Genomic DNA, 19036 nt, shown 5'->3' on the forward strand with positions numbered 1-19036 from the left:
ACCACCGGAACGATCAGCCGTAGACCGGGCCCGTGTACTTCTCGCCGGGGCCCTGGCCCGGCTCGTCGGGCACGAAGGACGCCTCGCGGAACGCCAGCTGCAGCGACTTCAGACCGTCGCGCAGCGGCGCCGCGTGGAACGAGCTGATCTCGGTCGTGCTCGCGTCGAGCAGACCGGCGAGGGCGTGCACGAGCTTGCGGGCCTCGTCGAGGTCCTTGTGGGCGTCGCCGTCCTCGGTGAGGCCGAGCTTCACCGCGGCGGCGCTCATCAGGTTGACCGCGACCGTCACGATCACCTCGACGGCGGGGACCTCGGCGATGTCCCGGGTCAGGGCGTCGTAGTCGGTGTTTTCGGCAGCGGGGGTGGCGTCATTCATGTGCCCCACGATATGCCGCCCGCGCACTCGGTTGGGCCCACCCCCCAGGAGCTGCTAACCTTGTGTAACGACCGGCCGGACACGCACGCCACTGGCTTGAGTGACCGGCCCACAAGTGGAGGCTCCGATCTCCCACCTGGCCGCTCCTGAGGGGCGGCGGGTCACCGGTCAGACGGCCCCCATCGTTCCGTACGGACGATGGAGCCGTCCGATGTGCGCCCCGCGGTCACCCGTGGCGGTGCTCCGGTAGTCCTTGGAGCCCCGCCTGTGTACCGTCCGGGGCATTTTTGTGTTTCCGGTGCGGTTGGTACTACGAAACAGACGTTACGCGGCGGTCCGCCAGACCGTCGTGTGGTGCTACCGAGGAGGATCCATCAGCGCCGAGCCCCGCATCAACGACCGGATTCGCGTTCCCGAAGTGCGACTTGTCGGTCCCAGCGGCGAGCAGGTCGGGATTGTTCCGCTTGCCAAGGCCCTTGAGCTCGCTCAGGAGTACGACCTCGACCTCGTCGAGGTGGCGGCGACAGCCCGTCCGCCTGTCTGCAAGCTCATGGACTACGGGAAGTTCAAGTACGAGTCGGCCATGAAGGCCCGTGAGGCGCGCAAGAACCAGGCGCACACGGTCATCAAGGAGATGAAGCTCCGGCCGAAGATCGACCCGCACGACTATGACACCAAGAAGGGTCATGTCGTCCGGTTCCTCAAGCAGGGCGACAAGGTCAAGATCACGATCATGTTCCGTGGTCGCGAGCAGTCCAGGCCGGAACTCGGCTACCGACTGCTGCAGCGTCTCGCTTCGGACGTCGAGGACCTCGGGTTCATCGAGTCGAACCCGAAGCAGGACGGCCGCAACATGATCATGGTTCTGGGTCCTCACAAGAAGAAGACCGAGGCCATGGCCGAGGCTCGTGAGGCCCAGGAGGCCCGCAAGGCCGAGCAGAAGGCGCAGCCGACGCACGGCCGCACCCAGCGGGCCAGCGACGACGCCGCGGAGACCGAGGCCCCGGCCGAGGCGACCGACGAAGCCTCTGCCGAAGAGGCCACGGCCGAGGCTTCCGCCGAGGCCTGATCCGGTCACGTACAGCCCGTACGGACCGGATGCCAATCGATACATCTGGACGTTCCGCATGCCGGTCCGCACCCCGGACCGGCAGGGGAGCGCCACTGACGAGGAGATAACGGCGCTATGCCGAAGAACAAGACGCACAGCGGTGCCAGCAAGCGCTTCAAGATCACCGGCTCCGGCAAGGTGCTCCGTGAGCGCGCCGGCAAGCGCCACCTGCTCGAGCACAAGTCGTCCCGCGTGACGCGCCGCCTCACCGGCACGGTCGAGCTGGCCCCGGGCGACGCCAAGAAGATCAAGAAGCTTCTCGGCAAGTGAGTCCCGGCGCGCAGCAGCGCGCCGGAGCTCGGACCGGGACCCAATCGAATTCGGGCCGTGTGAGTACAACCACGGCCCCGCTACAAGGAGTTAACAAGTGGCACGCGTCAAGCGGGCAGTAAACGCCCACAAGAAGCGTCGGGCGATCCTCGAGGCGGCCAGCGGTTACCGCGGCCAGCGGTCGCGCCTGTACCGCAAGGCCAAGGAGCAGGTCACCCACTCCCTGGTCTACAACTACAACGACCGCAAGAAGCGCAAGGGCGACTTCCGTCAGCTGTGGATCCAGCGCATCAACGCCGCTGCCCGCCAGAACGGCATGACGTACAACCGCCTCATCCAGGGTCTGAAGGCCGCCAACATCGAGGTGGACCGCAAGATCCTCGCCGAGCTGGCCGTCAACGACGCGAACGCGTTCGCCGCGCTCGTCGAGGTCGCGCAGAAGGCCCTTCCGGCCGACGTGAACGCGCCCAAGGCTGCGTGACGCTCCGCTTTTAGCCGGATGCTTCTCGGACCCGCAAGCCATTTGGCTTGCGGGTCCGATTGCGTCCGACGCCGACCGCCGCCCGGGCGTCGTCGTGGGCCGGTCGTGCCCGCGCGGCGGAGCCGCACCTGACACAGCCCCGCGCCCCCTGAGGGGCGCATCCCCTCCGTTCAACCGTCGCTCCCCGAAAGTGAGCCAATGGCCGCCGCCCCCGAGCTGATCTCCCCCAAGTCGCCCCGCGTCAGTGCCGCGCGGCGGCTTGCCAAGCGGAACTTCCGGGGCAAGGAGCGGCTGTTCCTGGCCGAGGGGCCACAGGCCGTGCGAGAGGCCGCCGGACACGCGGACACCCTCGTCGAGCTGTTCGCGACCCTCGACGCCGCCGAGCGCTACGCCGACATCGTCACGGAGGCGCGCGACGCCGGCGCCCGGCTGCACCTCGCCGACGAGGACGTCATCGCCGACATCTCGACGACCGTCACCCCGCAGGGCCTCGTCGGTGTCTGCCGCTTCCTGGACACCCCGTTCGAGGACGTCCTCGCCGCCCGCCCCAAGCTCGTCGCGGTCCTCGCCAACGTCCGCGACCCCGGCAACGCCGGCACCGTGCTGCGCTGTGCCGACGCCGCGGGCGCCGACGCCGTCGTCCTGACCGACGCGTCCGTCGACCTGTACAACCCCAAGTCCGTGCGGGCGTCCGTCGGTTCGCTGTTCCATCTGCCGGTCGCCGTCGGCGTACCCGTGGAGCGGGCCGTGCAGGGGCTCAAGGACGCGGGCGTACGTATCCTCGCCGCCGACGGCGCGGGGGAGGACGACCTCGACACCGAGCTCGACCGCGGCACCATGGGCACCCCCACCGCCTGGATCTTCGGCAACGAGGCCTGGGGACTCCCCGAGGAGACCCGCGAGCTCGCCGACGCCGTCGTGCGCGTGCCGATCCACGGCAAGGCCGAGAGCCTGAACCTCGCCACGGCCGCCGCGGTCTGCCTGTACGCCTCCGCGCGTGCACAGCGAGCCCCCGGAGGGTGCCGTTCCGTCACCCCCAGCTAGTAGTGTGGCGAGCTCGGAGGCCACAGCGCCCGAGAGGCGGGATACGGGGACATGAGCGTCGGCACGAGCAGAGCAACGGGGGCACGGGACACCCTGCGCCCGCCCGCGCCCCGACGCGGCCCCGACGACCTCACCACCCTCGCCGACGCCGGCCTCCACCCGGACGACCTGCCCGACGGACTCGTCATCGCCGACGAGAGCGGGCGCGTCATCTGCTTCAACGCGGCGGCCGTCCGCATCACCGCCGTCCCCGCCGCCGACGCCCTCGGCCACCCCCTGGAGCGCGCGCTCCCCTTAGAGGACCTCGAAGGCCGCCGCTGGTGGCAGCTGACCGACCCGTACGGCGGCCTCGCCACCCGCTTCGCCCAGCCCGAGCGGAATCTGCTGCTCCCCGGCGGGCGGGAGGTCCTCGTCTCCGCGCGCTACGTCCGCACCGCGCCCACCGGACCCGTGCGCCGCGTGGTCGTCTCCCTCCGTGACACCGAGGCCCGCCGCCGTACCGAGCGCAGCCACGCCGAGCTGATCGCGACCGTCGCCCACGAGCTGCGCTCGCCCCTCACCTCGGTGAAGGGCTTCACCGCGACCTTGCTCGCGAAATGGGAGCGGTTCACCGACGACCAGAAGAAACTCATGCTGGAGACCGTCGACGCCGACGCGAACCGCGTCACACGGCTCATCGCCGAGCTCCTCGACATCTCCCGCATCGACTCCGGCCGCCTCGAAGTGCGTCGCCAGCCCGTCGACATCGGCGCCGCCGTGGGCCGCCACATCCAGGCCCACGTCGCCTCGGGACAGCCGGCCGACCGCTTCCTCGTCCGGGTGGAACAGCCCCTGCCCGACCTCTGGGCCGACCCGGACAAGGTCGACCAGGTGCTCAGCAACCTCCTGGAAAATGCCGTGCGCCACGGCGAGGGAGCGGTCACCATCGACGTCATGCCCTCGGCGTCACCCCGCGAGCGGGAGTGCGCCGGCACGTCGGTCACCGTGAGCGACGAGGGGTCCGGCATCCCGGAGGAGTCCATGAACCGCGTCTTCACCCGCTTCTGGCGGGGCAGCAAGCGCGGCGGCACCGGACTCGGTCTGTACATCGTCAAGGGCATCGTCGAGGCCCACGGCGGAACGATCACGGTCGGCCGCGGGCCCGGCGGCGGCGCCCAGTTCCGATTTACGTTGCCCGTGGGGGCCCCGGCGTATCTGAACGCCTGAGCGGGCCCCCACGGGCGCATCGGCACACCCCACCCCCGTTAGACTCGGTCTTTGGCACTTTGCGTCCCAATCCTGAGACGAATCGTCTCCGAGTCGTGGACGGGGACCATCCGCCAAACCAACCGGAAGCACGGGAAGAGATGTCGGCACCGAATAAGTCGTACGACCCTGTTGAGGTCGAGGCCTTGAAACCGGAAGAGATCGAGCGCATGCGGGACGAGGCGCTCGCCGCCTTCGCGGCCGCGGACTCCCTCGGCGCGCTCCAGGAGGCCAAGGTCGCCCACACCGGCGGCACCTCGCCCCTGTCGCTCGCCAACCGCGAGATCGGCGCCCTGCCCCCGCAGGCCAAGGCCGAGGCCGGCAAGCGCGTCGGCATGGCCCGCGGCGCCGTCAGCAAGGCGCTCGCCGCCCGCCAGGCGGAGCTCGAGGCCGAGCGCGACGCGCGCGTCCTGGTCGAGGAGGCGGTGGACGTCACGCTGCCCTACGACCGGACCCCGGCCGGCGCCCGCCACCCCCTGACCACGCTCTCGGAGCGCATCGAGGACGTCTTCGTGGCCATGGGCTACGAGGTCGCCGAGGGCCCCGAGGTCGAGGCGGAGTGGTTCAACTTCGACGCCCTGAACATCGGCCCCGACCACCCCGCGCGCGGGATGCAGGACACGTTCTTCGTCGAGGGCCCCAAGGGCCGCGAGACGGAGTCGAACGTCGTCCTGCGCACCCACACGTCCCCGGTGCAGATCCGGTCCATGCTCGACCGCGAGCCGCCGGTCTACGTGATCTGCCCGGGCCGCGTCTACCGCTCCGACGAGCTGGACGCCACGCACACCCCGGTGTTCATGCAGGTCGAGCTGCTCGCCGTCGACGAGGGCCTGACGATGTCGGACCTCAAGGGCACCCTCGACCACATGGTCCAGGCGCTCTTCGGTGAGGGCATGAAGACCCGGCTGCGCCCGAACTTCTTCCCGTTCACCGAGCCGTCCGCCGAGATGGACATGGTCTGCTACGTGTGCCGCGGCGAGTCCGTCGGCAACCCGGACCGCCCGTGCCGCACCTGCTCCTCCGAGGGCTGGATCGAGCTCGGCGGCTGCGGCATGGTCAACCCCAAGGTGCTGACCGCGGCGGGCATCGACCCCGAGAAGTACAGCGGATTCGCCTTCGGGTTCGGCATCGAGCGGATGCTGATGTTCCGCCACAACGTCGAAGACATGCGAGACATGGTCGAGGGTGACATCCGGTTCACCCGGCCGTTCGGGATGGAGATCTGATGCGTATCCCGCTTTCCTGGCTGCGGGAGTACGTCGATCTCCCCGCCACCGAGACCGGCCGTGACCTGCAGGAGAAGCTTGTCGCCACCGGCCTCGAGGTCGAGACCGTCGAGCAGCTCGGCGCCGGCCTCAAGGGCCCCCTCGTCGTCGGTCAGGTCCTGACCATCGAGGAGCTGGAGGGCTTCAAGAAGCCCATCCGCTTCTGCACCGTCGACGTCGGCCGGGCCAATGGCACCGGCGAGCCGCAGGAGATCGTCTGCGGCGCCCGCAACTTCGCCGTCGGCGACAAGGTCGTCGTGGTCCTGCCGGGCGCCGTGCTGCCCGGCGACTTCGCGATCGCCGCGCGCAAGACGTACGGCAGGACGTCGCACGGCATGATCTGCTCCGGCGACGAGCTGGGCATGGGCGACGACGGCTCCGGCGGCATCATCGTCCTGCCGCCCGAGCACGAGGTCGGCACCGACGCGATCGAGCTCCTCCAGCTCGTCGACGAGGTCCTCGACATCGCCGTCACCGCCAACCGCGGCGACTGCCTGTCCCTGCGCGGCATCGCCCGCGAGGCCGCCATCGCGTACGGCCTGCCGCTGCGCGACCCGGCGCTCCTCGACGTGCCCGCGCCGAACGCGAACGGCTACCCGGTCCAGATCTCCGAGCCCGCCGGCTGCGACCGCTTCACCGCGCGCACCGTCACCGGTCTCAGCCCCGAGGCCCGCTCCCCGATCTGGCTCCAGCGCCGGCTGCAGAAGGCGGGCATGCGCCCGATCTCGCTCGCCGTCGACATCACCAACTACGTGATGCTGGAGCTCGGGCAGCCCCTGCACGCCTACGACCGCTCCCTCGTCCAGGGCACGATCGGCGTGCGCCGGGCCGAGCAGGGCGAGAAGTTCGTCACCCTCGACGGCGCCAAGCGCGTGCTCGACGCCGAGGACCTGGTGATCACCGACGACCGCGGCCCCATCGGCCTCGCGGGCGTCATGGGCGGAGCCAACACCGAGATCGCCGACCACGGCGCCGACGCCGGGACCACCGACGTCGTCATCGAGGCCGCGCACTTCGACCCCGTCTCGATCGCCCGCACCGCGCGCCGCCACAAGCTGTCCTCCGAGGCGTCCAAGCGCTTCGAGCGCGGCGTCGACCCGGAAGCCGCGTCCGCCGCGGCCCAGCGCACCGTGGACCTGCTCGTGCTCCTCGCGGGCGGCACCGCCGACCCCGGTGTCACCGAGGTCATCGCGCCCTCCGCGCCGCACACCATCACGCTCCCGGCGGACCACCCCGACCAGGTCGCGGGTGTCACGTACGGCCGCGAGACCGTCGTGCGCCGCCTCCAGCAGGTCGGCTGCGACGTCTACGGCCAGGACAACCTGACGGTCACCGTGCCGTCGTGGCGTCCGGACCTGAGGGAGCCGAACGACCTGGCCGAAGAGGTCATCCGGCTCGAGGGTTACGAGAACCTGCCCTCGACGCTGCCGAGGCCCCCGGCGGGCCGTGGCCTGACCGAGCGCCAGCGGCTGCACCGCCGCGCCGGCCGCGCCCTGGCCGGTGCCGGTTACGTCGAGGCGCTGAACTACCCGTTCATCAGCGACGAGACGCTCGGCAAGCTCGGCATCGAGCAGGACGACCCGCGCCGCACCACGGTCAAGCTGGTCAACCCGCTCTCCGACGAGGAGCCCGCGCTCCGTACGACGCTGCTGCCGGGACTCCTGGAGGCGCTGCGCCGCAACGACGGACGCGGCTCGCACGACCTGGCGCTGTTCGAGACCGGCCTGGTCTTCCGGCCGACCGGTGACGAGCCGCAGGCCGTACGGCTGCCGATCGACCGGCGTCCCACCGACGAGGAGATCGCCGGCCTCGACGCCGCGCTGCCGCGTCAGCCCCGCCACGCCGCGGTCGTCCTCACGGGCGCCCGCGAGCAGGCCGGCTGGTGGGGCACCGGCCGCCCGGCCGACTGGGCGGACGCCGTCGAGGCGGCCCGCACCATCGCCCGCGAGGCCGGTGTCGAGCTGATCGTGCGCGGCGACCAGCACGCTCCCTGGCACCCGGGCCGGTGCGCCGCGCTGTTCGCCGTGGTGGACGGCGCGGAGACCCTCGTCGGCCACGCCGGTGAGCTGCACCCGCGCGTCATCAAGGCGCTGCACCTGCCTGAGCGCAGCTGCGCCATGGAGGTCGACCTCGACCGCATCGAGCGGGCCGGCACCGGCGCGCTCCAGGCGCCGCGGATCTCCACGTTCCCCGTGGCCACGCAGGACGTCGCGCTCGTCGTCGACGCCTCCGTGCCGGCCGCCGACGTGGAGCAGGCGCTGCGCGAGGGGGCGGGTGAACTCCTCGAGTCCCTGCGCCTGTTCGACGTGTTCACGGGCGAGCAGCTCGGTGAGGGCCGCAAGTCCCTCGCCTACGCGCTGCGCTTCCGTGCCGGCGACCGCACGCTGACCGTCGACGAGGCCTCCGCGGCCCGCGACGCGGCCGTGGCGCTGGCCGCCGAACGCACCGGGGCGGTGCTGCGCGGGGCCTGATCCCGCCAGAGCGAGACGCAGTGAGGGGCACATCCGGACCACCGGATGTGCCCCTCACTCGTTCGGGTGAGAAGTGGCGGTGATCCGGTCCGATCGGGGCAGACGGTCGACAGAATCATTGCGGCCGCAGGGCCGACCGCGCTGAACAGGGCCTTAGGGAGGCCGTCGGCATGATCCGTAACCACCCGAGGACGCCCTCCCGACCACCCCGCACCTCCTTCAGATCCCGGCTCACCCGCTCCCGCTCCCTCCGCGTGCGCCGCGCGCTCGATCTGGCGCTGCCCACGGCCTGGGGCGCCGTGGCGATCACCTTCAAGCTGGCCTGCCCGCTCGCGCAGCAGACCGGACTCGGGGCGCGCATCGCGTCGAGCGCCGTCTTCTTCGCCGTCGGCACGGGTCTGATCCTCCATGTGCGGCGCGGCCTCCAGCGCGAACTGCGGCAGCTGCGCAGGATCGCGGGGGCCGCACAGAACGTGCTGCTGCGCCCGCTGCCGCCCCGCATCGACGGTCTGGCGATCGCGGCGGGACAGCTCTCGGCCGACCGGGGCGCCACCGTGGGCGGCGACCTCTACGAGGTCGTCGCCACCGACCACGGCGTGCGGGTCGTCATGGGGGACGTCCGCGGGCACGGACTCGCCGCCCTCGCGACCGTCGCCGCCGTCCTCGGCAGCTTCCGCGAGGCCGCGCACGACGAGGCCGAACTGGCCTGTGTGCTGAGGCGACTCGACCGGGCCATGGCCCGGCACCTGCGCGAGCGCTCGCGCGACGAGCACCCCGCGGCCGGCGGCGCCGACCCCGTCAGTCCGGTCGCGGAGGAGTTCGTCACCGTACTGCTCCTGGAGATCCGGCAGGACGGGGAGGTGCTCGCGCTCAACTGCGGGCACCCGTGGCCGTATCTGCTGCGCAGCCGTGTGGATCCCGCGGCTGTCCCGCGTGGCTACGCGGAGCTGGTCGTGGGCGGTGAACCCCTGCCGCCGCTCGGGCCGTTCCCGCTCCCGGCCGAGCTGCCCGTCGTGGCGTGCGGGCGGCTCCTTCCGGGGGAGGGGCTGCTGCTCCACACCGACGGGATCGAGGACGCCAGGGACGCCCGCGGCCGGTTCTTCCCGCTGCCCGCCGCGCTCGCCGAGGCCGTGCGCGTCCAGCCGGTCGTCCCCAAGGCCGTCATCCGTGCCGTGTACGCCCAACTCCTGTGCCACACAGGCGGGTTACCGGCCGACGACGCCGCGCTCCTCGTCCTGCGCAACGACCGCAGGAGAGTTCCCTTGCAGCACGGGGAGCCCCGCGTCCACAGCGCTGCCAAGTGAGCGGTGCCACCGGGTGAGCCGGCCCCGGGGCTCCCGCCCCCCGGGGCGCGCCGTCCGCCGGCCACGGAGTTGTCGGGCAGGCAGCCGGTCGGACGGCGCGAAACGGGCCGCCGCACTGTACGAGGGGGAGCCGGCGGCCCGGCCGGCCTCTTGCGAGGCAGTTCAGTCAATCGAGTTGCATCACGCCACAAAAGAGTGCGCAACGCCCGGATTCGGGCACTCCGTTCACACCCCGTGTGAAGCCCGTTCCACTACGCTGACGGCACCGAGCCACCGGAGGGCCTCCATGCAGCCCAACACCTTGCTCGACGCGATCCTCGACGAGGCCGGGATCTCCCATGCGGGTCTCGCCGCGCACGTGAACCAGGCGGGCCGTGCCAGAGGACTCGCCCTGCGCTACGAACACACCGCCGTCGCACGGTGGTTGAAGGGCCAGCGGCCACGCGGCCAGGTGTCCGACCTCATCTGCGAGGTCCTCGCCGCCCGCCTGCACCGCCCTGTCACCCTCGACGACATCGGCCTGGGCGTGCCCGGCGAACCGGCCACCCCGCACGGCCAGAGCCTGTCCGGATTCGTCGAGCGGGCCACCGCCCTGTGGCGCTCGGACGAACAGCAGAGGCCCCACATACTGGGCGCCCCGGCCGTCACCGGGACCCCGGCCGTGATGCCCGTGTGGGAGTGGGAGAACCCGCCCGAGGACACCGATGTGTCACGCGGCGGACGTCACCGGGTCAGCGCCGCCGACCTCGACATGATGCGCTCGGCCCGCACGCACTACGAGCAGATGTACCGCAAGGCCGGCGGCATCGCGACGCGCACCCGCATCGTCGGCTTCCTCAACACGGAGGCGGCGCCCCTGCTGCGCGGCAGCTACACCGACGAGACGGGCCGCCAACTGCACCGCGCCACCGGCGGCCTGGTCGCGATCGCGGGCATCTGCGCCTACGACTCCGACGCGCACGGCCTCGCCCAGCGCTACTTCCACCAGGCGCTGCGCCTCGCCAAGGCGAGCGGTGACCGCGGGCTCGGCGCCTATGTCATCGCCCTCCTGGTCAACCAGTCGCTCCACATGCGGCAGTACCGGCAGTCGGTGGCCTTCGCCGAGGCCGCGCTGCGGGCCGCCGGACGGCACATCACGCCCGCGCTCGCCTCGGATCTGTACGCGATGCAGGCCAAGGCCTACGCGCACCTCGGCGACGGCACCAGTGCCCTGTCCTGCATCCGGCGCGCCGAGTCGGCCGCGGACCGCATCCGGCGCGGCCACGAACCGGACGAGACGGGCTATGTCCAGCCCGGACTCGTCAACGTGCAGGTGGCGGAGGCGCTGTTGAGCCTCGGCGACCTCACCTCGGCGTGCGAACACGCGGCGGCGGCCGTGCACAACCCCGCCCACGACAGGGGGCGCGTGCACCGGCTCGCCATGCTCAGCCAGATCGAGCTGAGACAGGGAAACGCCGAGAAGGCTGTCGCGATCGCGGTGGAGATGGCCGAACAGGCGCGGGGAATGGAGTCGCAGCGGCTGCGCGACAGACTCCGGGCGGTACGCGAACACCTGGTCCGCAACGGCTGTGCCGGCACCGCCGAGGCGGCCGAACTCATCGACGGGGCACTGCGCGTACCGCTCTGAGCCCGACCTGCACTGCTCTTTCACGCTCCGCTGCTGCGATATTGCCATCTAACTCGGCGGAAGGTGGCAGAACCGTGCAGTGGACGAAACAGAACGAACAAACTGTGTATGAAAACCGCTGGTTCCGGGTCAATCTCGCGGATGTCGAGCTCCCGGACGGCCGGCACCTCGACCACTTCGTCATACGACTGCGGCCGGTCGCCGTGGCCACCGTGGTCAACGAGGCCAATGAGGTGCTGCTCCTGTGGCGGCACCGCTTCATCACCGACAGCTGGGGCTGGGAGCTCCCGGCGGGGGTGGTCGAGGACGGCGAGGACATCGCCGCCGCGGCCGCCAGGGAACTGGAGGAGGAGACCGGCTGGCGGCCGGGACCCTTACGCCATCTGATGAGCGTGGAGCCGTCGAACGGTCTCGAGGACGCCAGGCACCACGTCTACTGGGCCGAGGAGGCTTCGTACGTCGGCCATCCCGAGGACGACTTCGAGTCGGACCGCCGGGAGTGGGTCCCTCTCAAGCTCGTCCCCGACATGGTCGCCCGCGGCGAGGTCCCGGCCGCCAACATGGCGGCCGCACTGCTGATGCTGCACCATCTCAGGCTGGGGCAGGACGCCCCGGCCTGATCCGGACGAGAGGCGCTAGCGTCCGAACGCCTGCCAGACGGCAAGGCCTAGGGCGCCGGCCGCGGTGATCGCGGCGATGGCCTGCAGTGGCCATCGGGTGTGCTCGAGCGCGGCGACCCGAGTGCTCAGATCGTCCTGATCCTTGACGCTCTGTTCATCGCGCTGAGTGAGCAACGCCAGCCTGCCGTCGACGCGGGCAAGACCCACTTCGAGGCTGCGGCGTAACTCCGCGAGTTCTTCCGGGACCACGGGACGCTCGGGGTCGGCGGTCACGGGTCGGCTCCTTTCCGTAGTGGGCAGATCCGTTGTCCTGCGCACGGAAAGTCAACTCGCCTGGTGGGTACGGCGGGAGAGTGTGCGATGGGCATATGCGGGCCCGGTGCGCACACGGTGTGTGAATGGTTCGGGCCCGGCACTCCGAAGAGCGCCGGGCCCGAACTTTCGACTACACAGAGTCAGCGCGGCGTCGAACCGCGCGCGATCACCCGTAGGGGGCGATCACGCGTACTGGTAGAACCCCGAGCCCGTCTTGCGGCCGAGGCGGCCCGCGTCGACCATCCGCTGGAGCAGCGGGGGAGCGGCGTACAGGGGCTCCTTGAACTCCGCGTACATCGAGTCGGCGACCGAGGCGACCGTGTCGAGACCGATGAGGTCGGCGAGCTTGAGCGGGCCCATGGGGTGGGCGCAGCCGAGCTCCATGCCGTTGTCGATGTCCTCGCGGCTGGCGATGCCCGACTCGAACATCCGGATCGCGGAGAGCAGGTACGGGATCAGCAGCGCGTTGACCACGAAGCCGGAGCGGTCCTGGGCGCGGATCGCGTGCTTGCCGAGGACCTTCTCGACCAGGGCCTGGGCGCGGCTGATCGTGCCCTCGGAGGTGGTGAGGGCCGGGATCAGCTCGACGAGCTTCTGCACGGGCGCCGGGTTGAAGAAGTGGATACCGATGACGTGATCGGGGCGCGAGGTCGCCACGGCCAGCTTGACCAGCGGGATCGAGGAGGTGTTGGACGCCAGGATGGCGTCCTGCCGGGTGACGACCTGGTCGAGCACCTGGAAGATCTCGGTCTTGACCTGCTCGTTCTCGACGACGGCCTCGATGACGAGGTCCCGGTCGGAGAACTCCCCGAGGTCGGTGGTGAAGCTCAGGCGGGCCTGGGTCTCGGCCAGTTCCTCCGCGCTGATCTTGCCGCGCTCGGCCGCCTTGGAGAGGGAGTTGTGCAGCCGTGTACGGCCGATCTCCAGGGCCTCACCGGTGGTCTCCGCCACCATGACGTCCAGACCGGCGCGGGCGCAGACCTCCGCGATCCCCGCTCCCATCTGGCCGCAGCCCACCACTCCGACGCGCTGGATGTCCCCCATAGGGTCGGTCACCTCGTGCCTTTCGCTGTTCTCCGGCCGGCAGGACTCCCGGGTTCCGGCGCCTGCCTCGGCCCTGCACGTTACTCGGAGCCTCCCGTACTCGGCGGGTCGGGTCGGGCATGCTGTCCCCAGCGCGACCCGGAAAGGCCGGGGCCGTTGGCCAGGGGGTGGACGGATGAGGCATTTGTCACGCAGGGGCTTCGCGCTCGCGACGGCGGCGGCGCTGACCGGACTCGCAGCGGGGGACGCGGCCGCCGCGTCCGCGGGCCACGCTCCGGTGGCCCGCGACATGCGGGGCATGTGGCTGGCGACGGTGGCCAACGTCGACTGGCCGTCGAAGCCGGGCCTGAGCGCGGCCCAGCAGCGTACGGAACTCATCGCCCACCTCGACACGGCGGTGGGCCGGCACCTGAACGCCGTGGTCTTCCAGGTGCGGCCGACGGCCGACGCGCTCTGGCCCTCCCCGTACGAGCCCTGGTCGGGCGTCCTCACCGGAGTGCAGGGCGAGAATCCGGGCTGGGACCCGCTCGGCACGGCCGTGGAGGAGGCGCACCGGCGCGGCCTCGAACTGCACGCCTGGTTCAACCCCTACCGCATCGCGAACCACACGGACCTCTCCCGCCTCGTGTCCACGCACCCGGCCCGCCAGCATCCCGACTGGGTCGTCGCCTACGGCGGCAAGCTCTACTACAACCCGGGCCTGCCCGAGGTGCGCACGTTCGTCCAGGACGCGATGCTCGACGCAGTCCGCCGCTACGACATCGACGCCGTGCACTGGGACGACTACTTCTACCCGTATCCGGTCGCGGGCCAGGTCTTCGACGACGACGCGGCCTACGCGGCGCACGGCGGGAACTTCCCGGACCGGGCCTCATGGCGGCGCGACAACACCGACCGGCTCGTGCGCGAGATGGCCGCGAGCGTGAAGCGGATCAGACCGCGCACCCAGTTCGGGATCAGCCCCTTCGGGGTGTGGCGCAACGCGGCGACGGACCCGCTCGGCTCGGACACGCGGGCCGGGGTGCAGACGTACGACGACCTGCACGCCGACACCCGTAAGTGGGTGCGCGAGCACTGGATCGACTACATCTGCCCGCAGATCTACTGGAACATCGGCTTCGCCGCCGCGGACTACGCGAAGCTCGTGCCCTGGTGGTCGGACGTCGCACGCGGGACGGGGGTGCGCCTCTACGCGGGCGAGGCGCTCTACAAGGCGGGCGATCCGGCGCAGCCCGCCGAGTGGCAGGATCCGGCCGAACTCTCCCGCCACCTCACCTTCGCCGAGGGCTACCCGCAGGTGAGCGGTCATGTGTTCTTCTCGGCGAGGGAGGTGCGCGCCGACCGGATCGGTGCCATGGCCCAGGTGGTCGAGGACCACTACCAGGGCCCTTCGTCCGGATGACTAGGGTGCCGGCTCCTCGTGCTGCACGACGGAGTCGGGGCCCGGTGACATCACCGCCTCATGGCCGTCCTGGAAGCGGACCCTGAACGGCGGCTCGCCGTCGTGGCCCATGATTTCGACGATTTCCGCGACCCGGTCGTGCTCGCCCACGGTCCTGCCGTGCACCCGCAGATGGTCGCCCTTGGTGGCACGCATCGTGAGTGACCTCCTCGTCCCTCGTCGACCCGTATCTCAAGGGTAGGACCGTGTCCCGGGGTTGGGGACCCTCAGCCGCGGGACCGCTGGGTCACCGCGATGCACACGAGAACGGCCGCCGCGGTCAGGGGCGCGGCGGGGGAGAGGTGCTCGCCGAGCAGGAACACCGACCAGACCAGGGTGAGCAGCGGCTGGGCCAGCTGGAGCTGGCTCGCCTTGGGGATGCCGATCACCGCCATGCCGCGGTACCAGACGACCAGACCGAGGAACTGTGAGCCCACGGCCACCCAGAGCAACCCCGCGACGGCGTGCCCCGTCAGGTGCAGCGGTTCGTGGCTCAGCGCGACGACGGCCCCCGGCACGGCGAGCGGCAGGCAGACCACGAGGGCCCAGGCGATGACCTGCCAGCCCGGCATGACGCGGGCCAGGCGGCCGCCCTCCGTGTAGCCGGCGGCGCAGATGAGGAGCGCGCCGAAGAGGTACAGGTCGGCGGTGGTGAGCGTGCCGCCGCTCTGCTGCACGGTGAACGCGATCACCGCGGCGGCGCCCGCGCAGGCCGCGATCCAGAAGCCGCGCGAGGGCCGCGCGCCGGTGCGCAGCGCGGACAGCAGGGCGGTCGTCAGGGGCAGCAGGCCGACGACGACGGCGGAGTGCGCGGTGGTGGCCGTCTCCAGGGCGAGCGTCGTGAGCAGCGGGAACCCGAGCACGACACCCGCGCCGACGACGGCGAGACCGGCCCAGTGCCGGCGCCGGGGAACGGGGACGCGCAGCGCGAGCAGACAGGAACCGGCGATCACGGCGGCGAGGACGCTCCGCACGGTGACGAGGCTCCAGGGCCCGAAACCTTCGAGCCCCCAGGCGGTGGCGGGGAAGGTGAGCGAGAAGGCGGTGACGCCGAGCGCGGCCAGGGCGGTCCCGCCCCGGGTCGCCTTCGGTGTGAGAGCGGTGGGGGCAGGACGTGGCGAGGGGCCCGGCGCGGGGGCCGTGCTGCCGTCGACTGCTATCCCCGTGACGCCAGTAGCGCTATTCTCTGTACTCATGCATGAGCGTAGCAGTGTGGGTGAACTGGCGGAACGACTGCGCGGGGAGCTGGATCGCTACTCTCCAGGTGGAAAGCTGCCGTCCAGCCGGGCTCTCGTCGAGCGGTTCCGGGTGAGCCCGGTGACCGTGTCGCGCGCGCTCGCGCAGCTCGCCGCGGAGGGGATCGTCGTGACGCGTCCGGGAGCCGGTGCGTTCCGCGCGGAGCCCCGCGCCGCGGCCCGGCCGGCCGGTGACACCTCCTGGCAGGCGCTCGCGCTGAGCGCCGACTCCGCGACCGAGCTGGTGCCGCGGGCGGTGGACGCCTCCGGAGTCCTGGTCACGCTCTCCGCCCCGCCACCGGGAGTCGTCGAGTTCAACGGCGGCTATCTGCATCCTTCGCTCCAGCCGGAACGCGCCATGGCCGCCGCGCTCGCCCGCGCGGGCCGCCGCCCCGGCGCGTGGGGGCGGCCCCCGGTCGACGGCATACCCGAGCTCCGCGAGTGGTTCGCGCGCGGTATCGGCGGCGCCATCACCGCCGCCGAGGTGCTGATCGCGTCCGGTGGCCAGTCCGCCCTGGCCACCGCACTGCGTGCCCTCGCCCCGCCCGGCGCCCCCGTCCTCGTCGAATCGCCCACGTATCCGGGCATGCTGGCCATCGCGCGTGCGGCGGGGCTGCGGCCCGTGCCCGTGCCGGTCGACACGGACGGGGTGCGTCCGGAGCTGCTCGCCGAGGCGTTCCGGGCGACGGGCGCGCGCGTGTTCGTGTGCCAGCCGCTGTTCCAGAACCCGACCGGCGCGGTCCTGTCCGCGCAGCGGCGACCCGAGGTGCTGCGGATCGCGCGCGAGGCCGGGGCGTTCATCGTCGAGGACGACTTCGTGCGCCGCCTCGTCCACGAGGACGCGGGACCGCTGCCCAGGCCGCTGGCCACCGACGACCACGACGGGGTGGTCGTCCATGTCTGTTCCCTGACCAAGGCGACATCGCCGAGCTTTCGCATCGGCTGCCTCGCCGCGCGCGGCCCCGTCCTCGAACGGCTGCGCGCGATTCAGGTCGTCGACCACTTCTTCGTGCCGCGCCCGCTCCAGGAGGCCGCCCTGGAACTGGTCGGCTCGCCGGCCTGGCCGCGCCACCTGCGTACCGTGGCCGCCCACTTGAAGGTGCGCCGCGACACGATGACGGCGGCCCTGCGCGCCACCCTGCCGGAACTCACCGTGGGGCACGTGCCGTCGGGCGGCTATCTGCTGTGGCCGCGGCTGCCGGACGGCACGGACGAGGCGGCGCTCGTCGCGGGAGCGCTGCGTGCGGGCGTCGCCGTCGCGCCCGGGCGCCCCTACTTCTCCGCCGAACCCCCGGCACCGCACATCCGGCTGAGCTTCGCGGCGATCGCCGGGCCCGCGGAGATCACGGAGGGCGTCCGCCGGCTGCGGGTCGCGTGCGACGAGGTGCTCGAGTGAGCGACCCGAGCGACGACCGGCGCCCGAAACCGGCTCGACGGGCACCGGCCCCGCCTGCAAATCTCGCGTCATGACCGACACCCCCGCCACAGTCCCCGCGCTCCCCGACGGCTATGAGATCTCGGCCGACACCGCCCGCATCGACGCCGACCGCGTGCACCGCTGGCTCTCCACGGACGCTTACTGGGCCATGGACCGCGCCCGCGAACAGCAGGACCGGGCGATCGCGGGATCGCTGAACTTCGGGGTGTACGACTCCGCTTCCGGCGAGCAGGTCGCGTACGCCCGTGTCGTGACCGACCACGCCACCTTCGCCTGGCTCTGCGACGTCTACGTGGACCGGACCGCCCGCGGCAAGAACGTGGGCACCGCGCTCGTCGCCGCCGTCCGCGACCACCTGGAGCCGTTCGGCCTGCGCCGCATCATGCTCGCCACACGGGACGCGCACGGGGTGTACGAAAAGTTCGGCTTCGCGGCGCTCGCCGAGCCGGAGATCTGGATGGCGCTCACCCTGCGCGGAGCGCGCCACGGGGCGCATGCGGCCGGCATACGCCCCGTGGACCCTTGACCGCAGCCGTGGCACACCCCACGATCACCGCATGCCCGTTCGCGTGACGCTTCTCGCCGCCGCGCGCAGCGCCTCGCTGCTCGCCGAGCGCTTCGACGACGACCGGCCCCTCGACCACACCGGCTGGCACGAGGTGGAGCGGGCCTCGTCCACGCTGGTGCCGCTCGCCGCGGCGGAGCTGCGCTACTGCGCGCCCACCGCCCGCAGCCGTGGCACCGCCGAGGCGCTGGGCCTCGCGCCCCTGTCCCAACTCGCCCTGCGTGACTGCGACATGGGCCGCTGGCGCGGGCGCACGCTCGCCGAGGTGACGGCCGTCGAGCCGGGCGCCGTCGACGCCTGGCTGCGCGACCCGCGCTCGGCGCCGCACGGCGGGGAGTCGCTGCTCGCGTTCATATCCCGGGTCGGCGGCTGGCTCGACACGCGGCCGAACGACGACGGCGCGACCGTCGTGGCGGTCGCCGAGCCGGCCGTCGTACGGGCGGCCCTCGTCTACGCGCTCAAGGCGCCCCCGTCGACGTACTGGAACATCGATGTCCGCCCCCTGTCGACCGCCGTCCTCGCGGGGAGCGCGGGTCGCTGGAGCGTACGGCTCGACGCCGCGGCCTGAGCCGGGCGGTCAGGCCGCTGCACGCGTGTACTCGGTGGTGAGCACGAGGTCCTTCGCGGGGCCCTTGGCCCGCCACTCCATCCGCCAGTGGTCCGGTCCGGTCACCTCGAACGCGCCGCGGTAGAGGTCCGCCGCGCAGGGGTGGTCCGCCGTGTGGCGGCCCGTGCGCAGGTCCAGATCGTGGAAGAAGCGGCCGTCGGAGAACCGCACGACGGCCGTGCCCGGGGTGTCGCCCGGCAGGAAGCGCAGGTTCCGTTCGGCGGGCCGGGCGGTGCCGTGCCACACGAAGGTGCCCGCCTCGTGGTGCAGCAGCCCGCCGCCGTCCTCGTATGTGAAGTCGGTGGTCCCGGAGAAGGTGCCGACCGCGTCGCCGGCGAGGTCGCGCACCGTCCGCTCGACGTGCCAGCGCCCCGCCAGATGGGCCAGCACGTCGGGAACCGGCCAGGCCTCACTCATCTCGTCCCACCCGTCTCGTTGCCCGTGCTCCCCATCTTGCCGCCTGCCGGGACCCCGCCCGGCGGCCGGGTCCCGCTGAGCGTCCCGGCCCACTTCGACGACCCGGTCGCGGCGGCTGGTCGCACGGCCGCTCCGGCGAGCACTACGCGGGATGGCGGGG

The 19036-nt window shown here is 71.9% G+C and carries 20 protein-coding genes; 14 read left to right on the top strand and 6 right to left on the bottom strand.

The window, feature by feature from the left end; all coding sequences use genetic code 11:
- Window positions 1-13: 13 nt before the first annotated feature.
- On the bottom strand, window positions 14-376 hold the full coding sequence (locus ACZ67T_RS14760) for a DUF1844 domain-containing protein (protein ID WP_469984138.1): 363 nt from the start codon (window positions 374-376) through the stop codon (window positions 14-16).
- A 349-nt stretch (window positions 377-725) separates the two neighbouring features.
- Between ACZ67T_RS14760 and infC the strand changes: the two genes are divergently transcribed.
- From infC to ACZ67T_RS14810, 10 genes are all read left to right on the top strand, one after another.
- Complete coding sequence (gene infC / locus ACZ67T_RS14765; protein ID WP_469984418.1) at window positions 726-1445, top strand: translation initiation factor IF-3; 720 nt, start codon at window positions 726-728, stop codon at window positions 1443-1445.
- A gap of 117 nt (window positions 1446-1562) precedes the next feature.
- Window positions 1563-1757, top strand: a complete 195-nt coding sequence (gene rpmI, locus ACZ67T_RS14770; RefSeq protein WP_100597076.1) for a 50S ribosomal protein L35 — start codon at window positions 1563-1565, stop codon at window positions 1755-1757.
- A 97-nt stretch (window positions 1758-1854) separates the two neighbouring features.
- A complete protein-coding gene (gene rplT, locus ACZ67T_RS14775) occupies window positions 1855-2238 on the top strand; it encodes a 50S ribosomal protein L20 (RefSeq protein WP_037628363.1) in 384 nt (127 codons plus the stop codon).
- Window positions 2239-2436: 198 nt separating this feature from the next.
- Entirely contained in the window at window positions 2437-3282 is an 846-nt protein-coding gene (locus ACZ67T_RS14780) for a TrmH family RNA methyltransferase (protein WP_469984140.1), read from the top strand.
- Window positions 3283-3333: 51 nt separating this feature from the next.
- Entirely contained in the window at window positions 3334-4488 is a 1155-nt protein-coding gene (locus ACZ67T_RS14785) for a sensor histidine kinase (protein ID WP_469984142.1), read from the top strand.
- Between the two features lie 140 nt (window positions 4489-4628).
- Window positions 4629-5753: a phenylalanine--tRNA ligase subunit alpha gene (pheS, locus tag ACZ67T_RS14790; RefSeq protein ID WP_469984144.1), complete on the top strand. Its 1125-nt coding sequence runs from the start codon at window positions 4629-4631 to the stop codon at window positions 5751-5753.
- Window positions 5753-8263, top strand: coding sequence for a phenylalanine--tRNA ligase subunit beta (gene pheT, locus ACZ67T_RS14795; protein WP_469984146.1), 2511 nt, complete (start codon window positions 5753-5755; stop codon window positions 8261-8263). Before pheS ends, pheT begins: the two co-directional genes overlap by 1 nt.
- A 170-nt stretch (window positions 8264-8433) precedes the next feature.
- Window positions 8434-9567: a PP2C family protein-serine/threonine phosphatase gene (locus ACZ67T_RS14800; RefSeq protein WP_469984148.1), complete on the top strand. Its 1134-nt coding sequence runs from the start codon at window positions 8434-8436 to the stop codon at window positions 9565-9567.
- Between the two features lie 286 nt (window positions 9568-9853).
- A complete protein-coding gene (locus tag ACZ67T_RS14805; RefSeq protein WP_469984149.1) occupies window positions 9854-11194 on the top strand; it encodes a transcriptional regulator in 1341 nt (446 codons plus the stop codon).
- A gap of 74 nt (window positions 11195-11268) precedes the next feature.
- Entirely contained in the window at window positions 11269-11814 is a 546-nt protein-coding gene (locus ACZ67T_RS14810; protein WP_469984151.1) for an NUDIX domain-containing protein, read from the top strand.
- Between the two features lie 15 nt (window positions 11815-11829).
- Here ACZ67T_RS14810 and ACZ67T_RS14815 read toward each other — a convergent pair whose 3' ends face one another.
- Window positions 11830-12087 carry a hypothetical protein gene (locus ACZ67T_RS14815; RefSeq protein WP_469984153.1) on the bottom strand — a complete coding sequence of 86 codons (258 nt, stop codon included), beginning with the start codon at window positions 12085-12087 and terminating at the stop codon, window positions 11830-11832.
- Window positions 12088-12312: 225 nt separating this feature from the next.
- Entirely contained in the window at window positions 12313-13173 is an 861-nt protein-coding gene (locus ACZ67T_RS14820; protein WP_469984154.1) for a 3-hydroxybutyryl-CoA dehydrogenase, read from the bottom strand.
- Between the two features lie 175 nt (window positions 13174-13348).
- Between ACZ67T_RS14820 and ACZ67T_RS14825 the strand changes: the two genes are divergently transcribed.
- Entirely contained in the window at window positions 13349-14575 is a 1227-nt protein-coding gene (locus tag ACZ67T_RS14825; protein WP_469984156.1) for a glycoside hydrolase family 10-like protein, read from the top strand.
- On the opposite strand, the gene ACZ67T_RS14830 is transcribed toward ACZ67T_RS14825, so the two are convergent.
- Window positions 14576-14770 (bottom strand): DUF1918 domain-containing protein, encoded by a 195-nt coding sequence (locus ACZ67T_RS14830; protein ID WP_100597064.1) that lies wholly within the window; start codon window positions 14768-14770, stop codon window positions 14576-14578.
- 71 nt (window positions 14771-14841) lie between these two features.
- A complete protein-coding gene (locus tag ACZ67T_RS14835; protein ID WP_469984157.1) occupies window positions 14842-15810 on the bottom strand; it encodes a DMT family transporter in 969 nt (322 codons plus the stop codon).
- Here ACZ67T_RS14835 and ACZ67T_RS14840 point away from each other — a divergent pair.
- The 3 genes from ACZ67T_RS14840 to ACZ67T_RS14850 all read left to right on the top strand — a co-directional run bounded on the left by ACZ67T_RS14840 (window position 15809) and on the right by ACZ67T_RS14850 (window position 18420).
- Window positions 15809-17245: an aminotransferase-like domain-containing protein gene (locus ACZ67T_RS14840; RefSeq protein WP_469984159.1), complete on the top strand. Its 1437-nt coding sequence runs from the start codon at window positions 15809-15811 to the stop codon at window positions 17243-17245. The two genes, ACZ67T_RS14835 and ACZ67T_RS14840, sit on opposite strands and share 2 nt — an antisense overlap.
- Window positions 17246-17315: 70 nt before the next feature.
- A complete protein-coding gene (locus ACZ67T_RS14845) occupies window positions 17316-17813 on the top strand; it encodes a GNAT family N-acetyltransferase (protein ID WP_469984161.1) in 498 nt (165 codons plus the stop codon).
- A gap of 31 nt (window positions 17814-17844) precedes the next feature.
- Window positions 17845-18420 (top strand): histidine phosphatase family protein, encoded by a 576-nt coding sequence (locus ACZ67T_RS14850; RefSeq protein WP_469984163.1) that lies wholly within the window; start codon window positions 17845-17847, stop codon window positions 18418-18420.
- Window positions 18421-18429: 9 nt separating this feature from the next.
- Here the strand turns inward: ACZ67T_RS14850 and ACZ67T_RS14855 are convergent, their stop codons facing one another.
- Window positions 18430-18876 (bottom strand): DUF6314 family protein, encoded by a 447-nt coding sequence (locus ACZ67T_RS14855; RefSeq protein WP_469984165.1) that lies wholly within the window; start codon window positions 18874-18876, stop codon window positions 18430-18432.
- Window positions 18877-19036: the final 160 nt, after the last annotated feature.

The sequence above is a fragment of the Streptomyces sp. NPDC107517 genome (assembly GCF_055582645.1).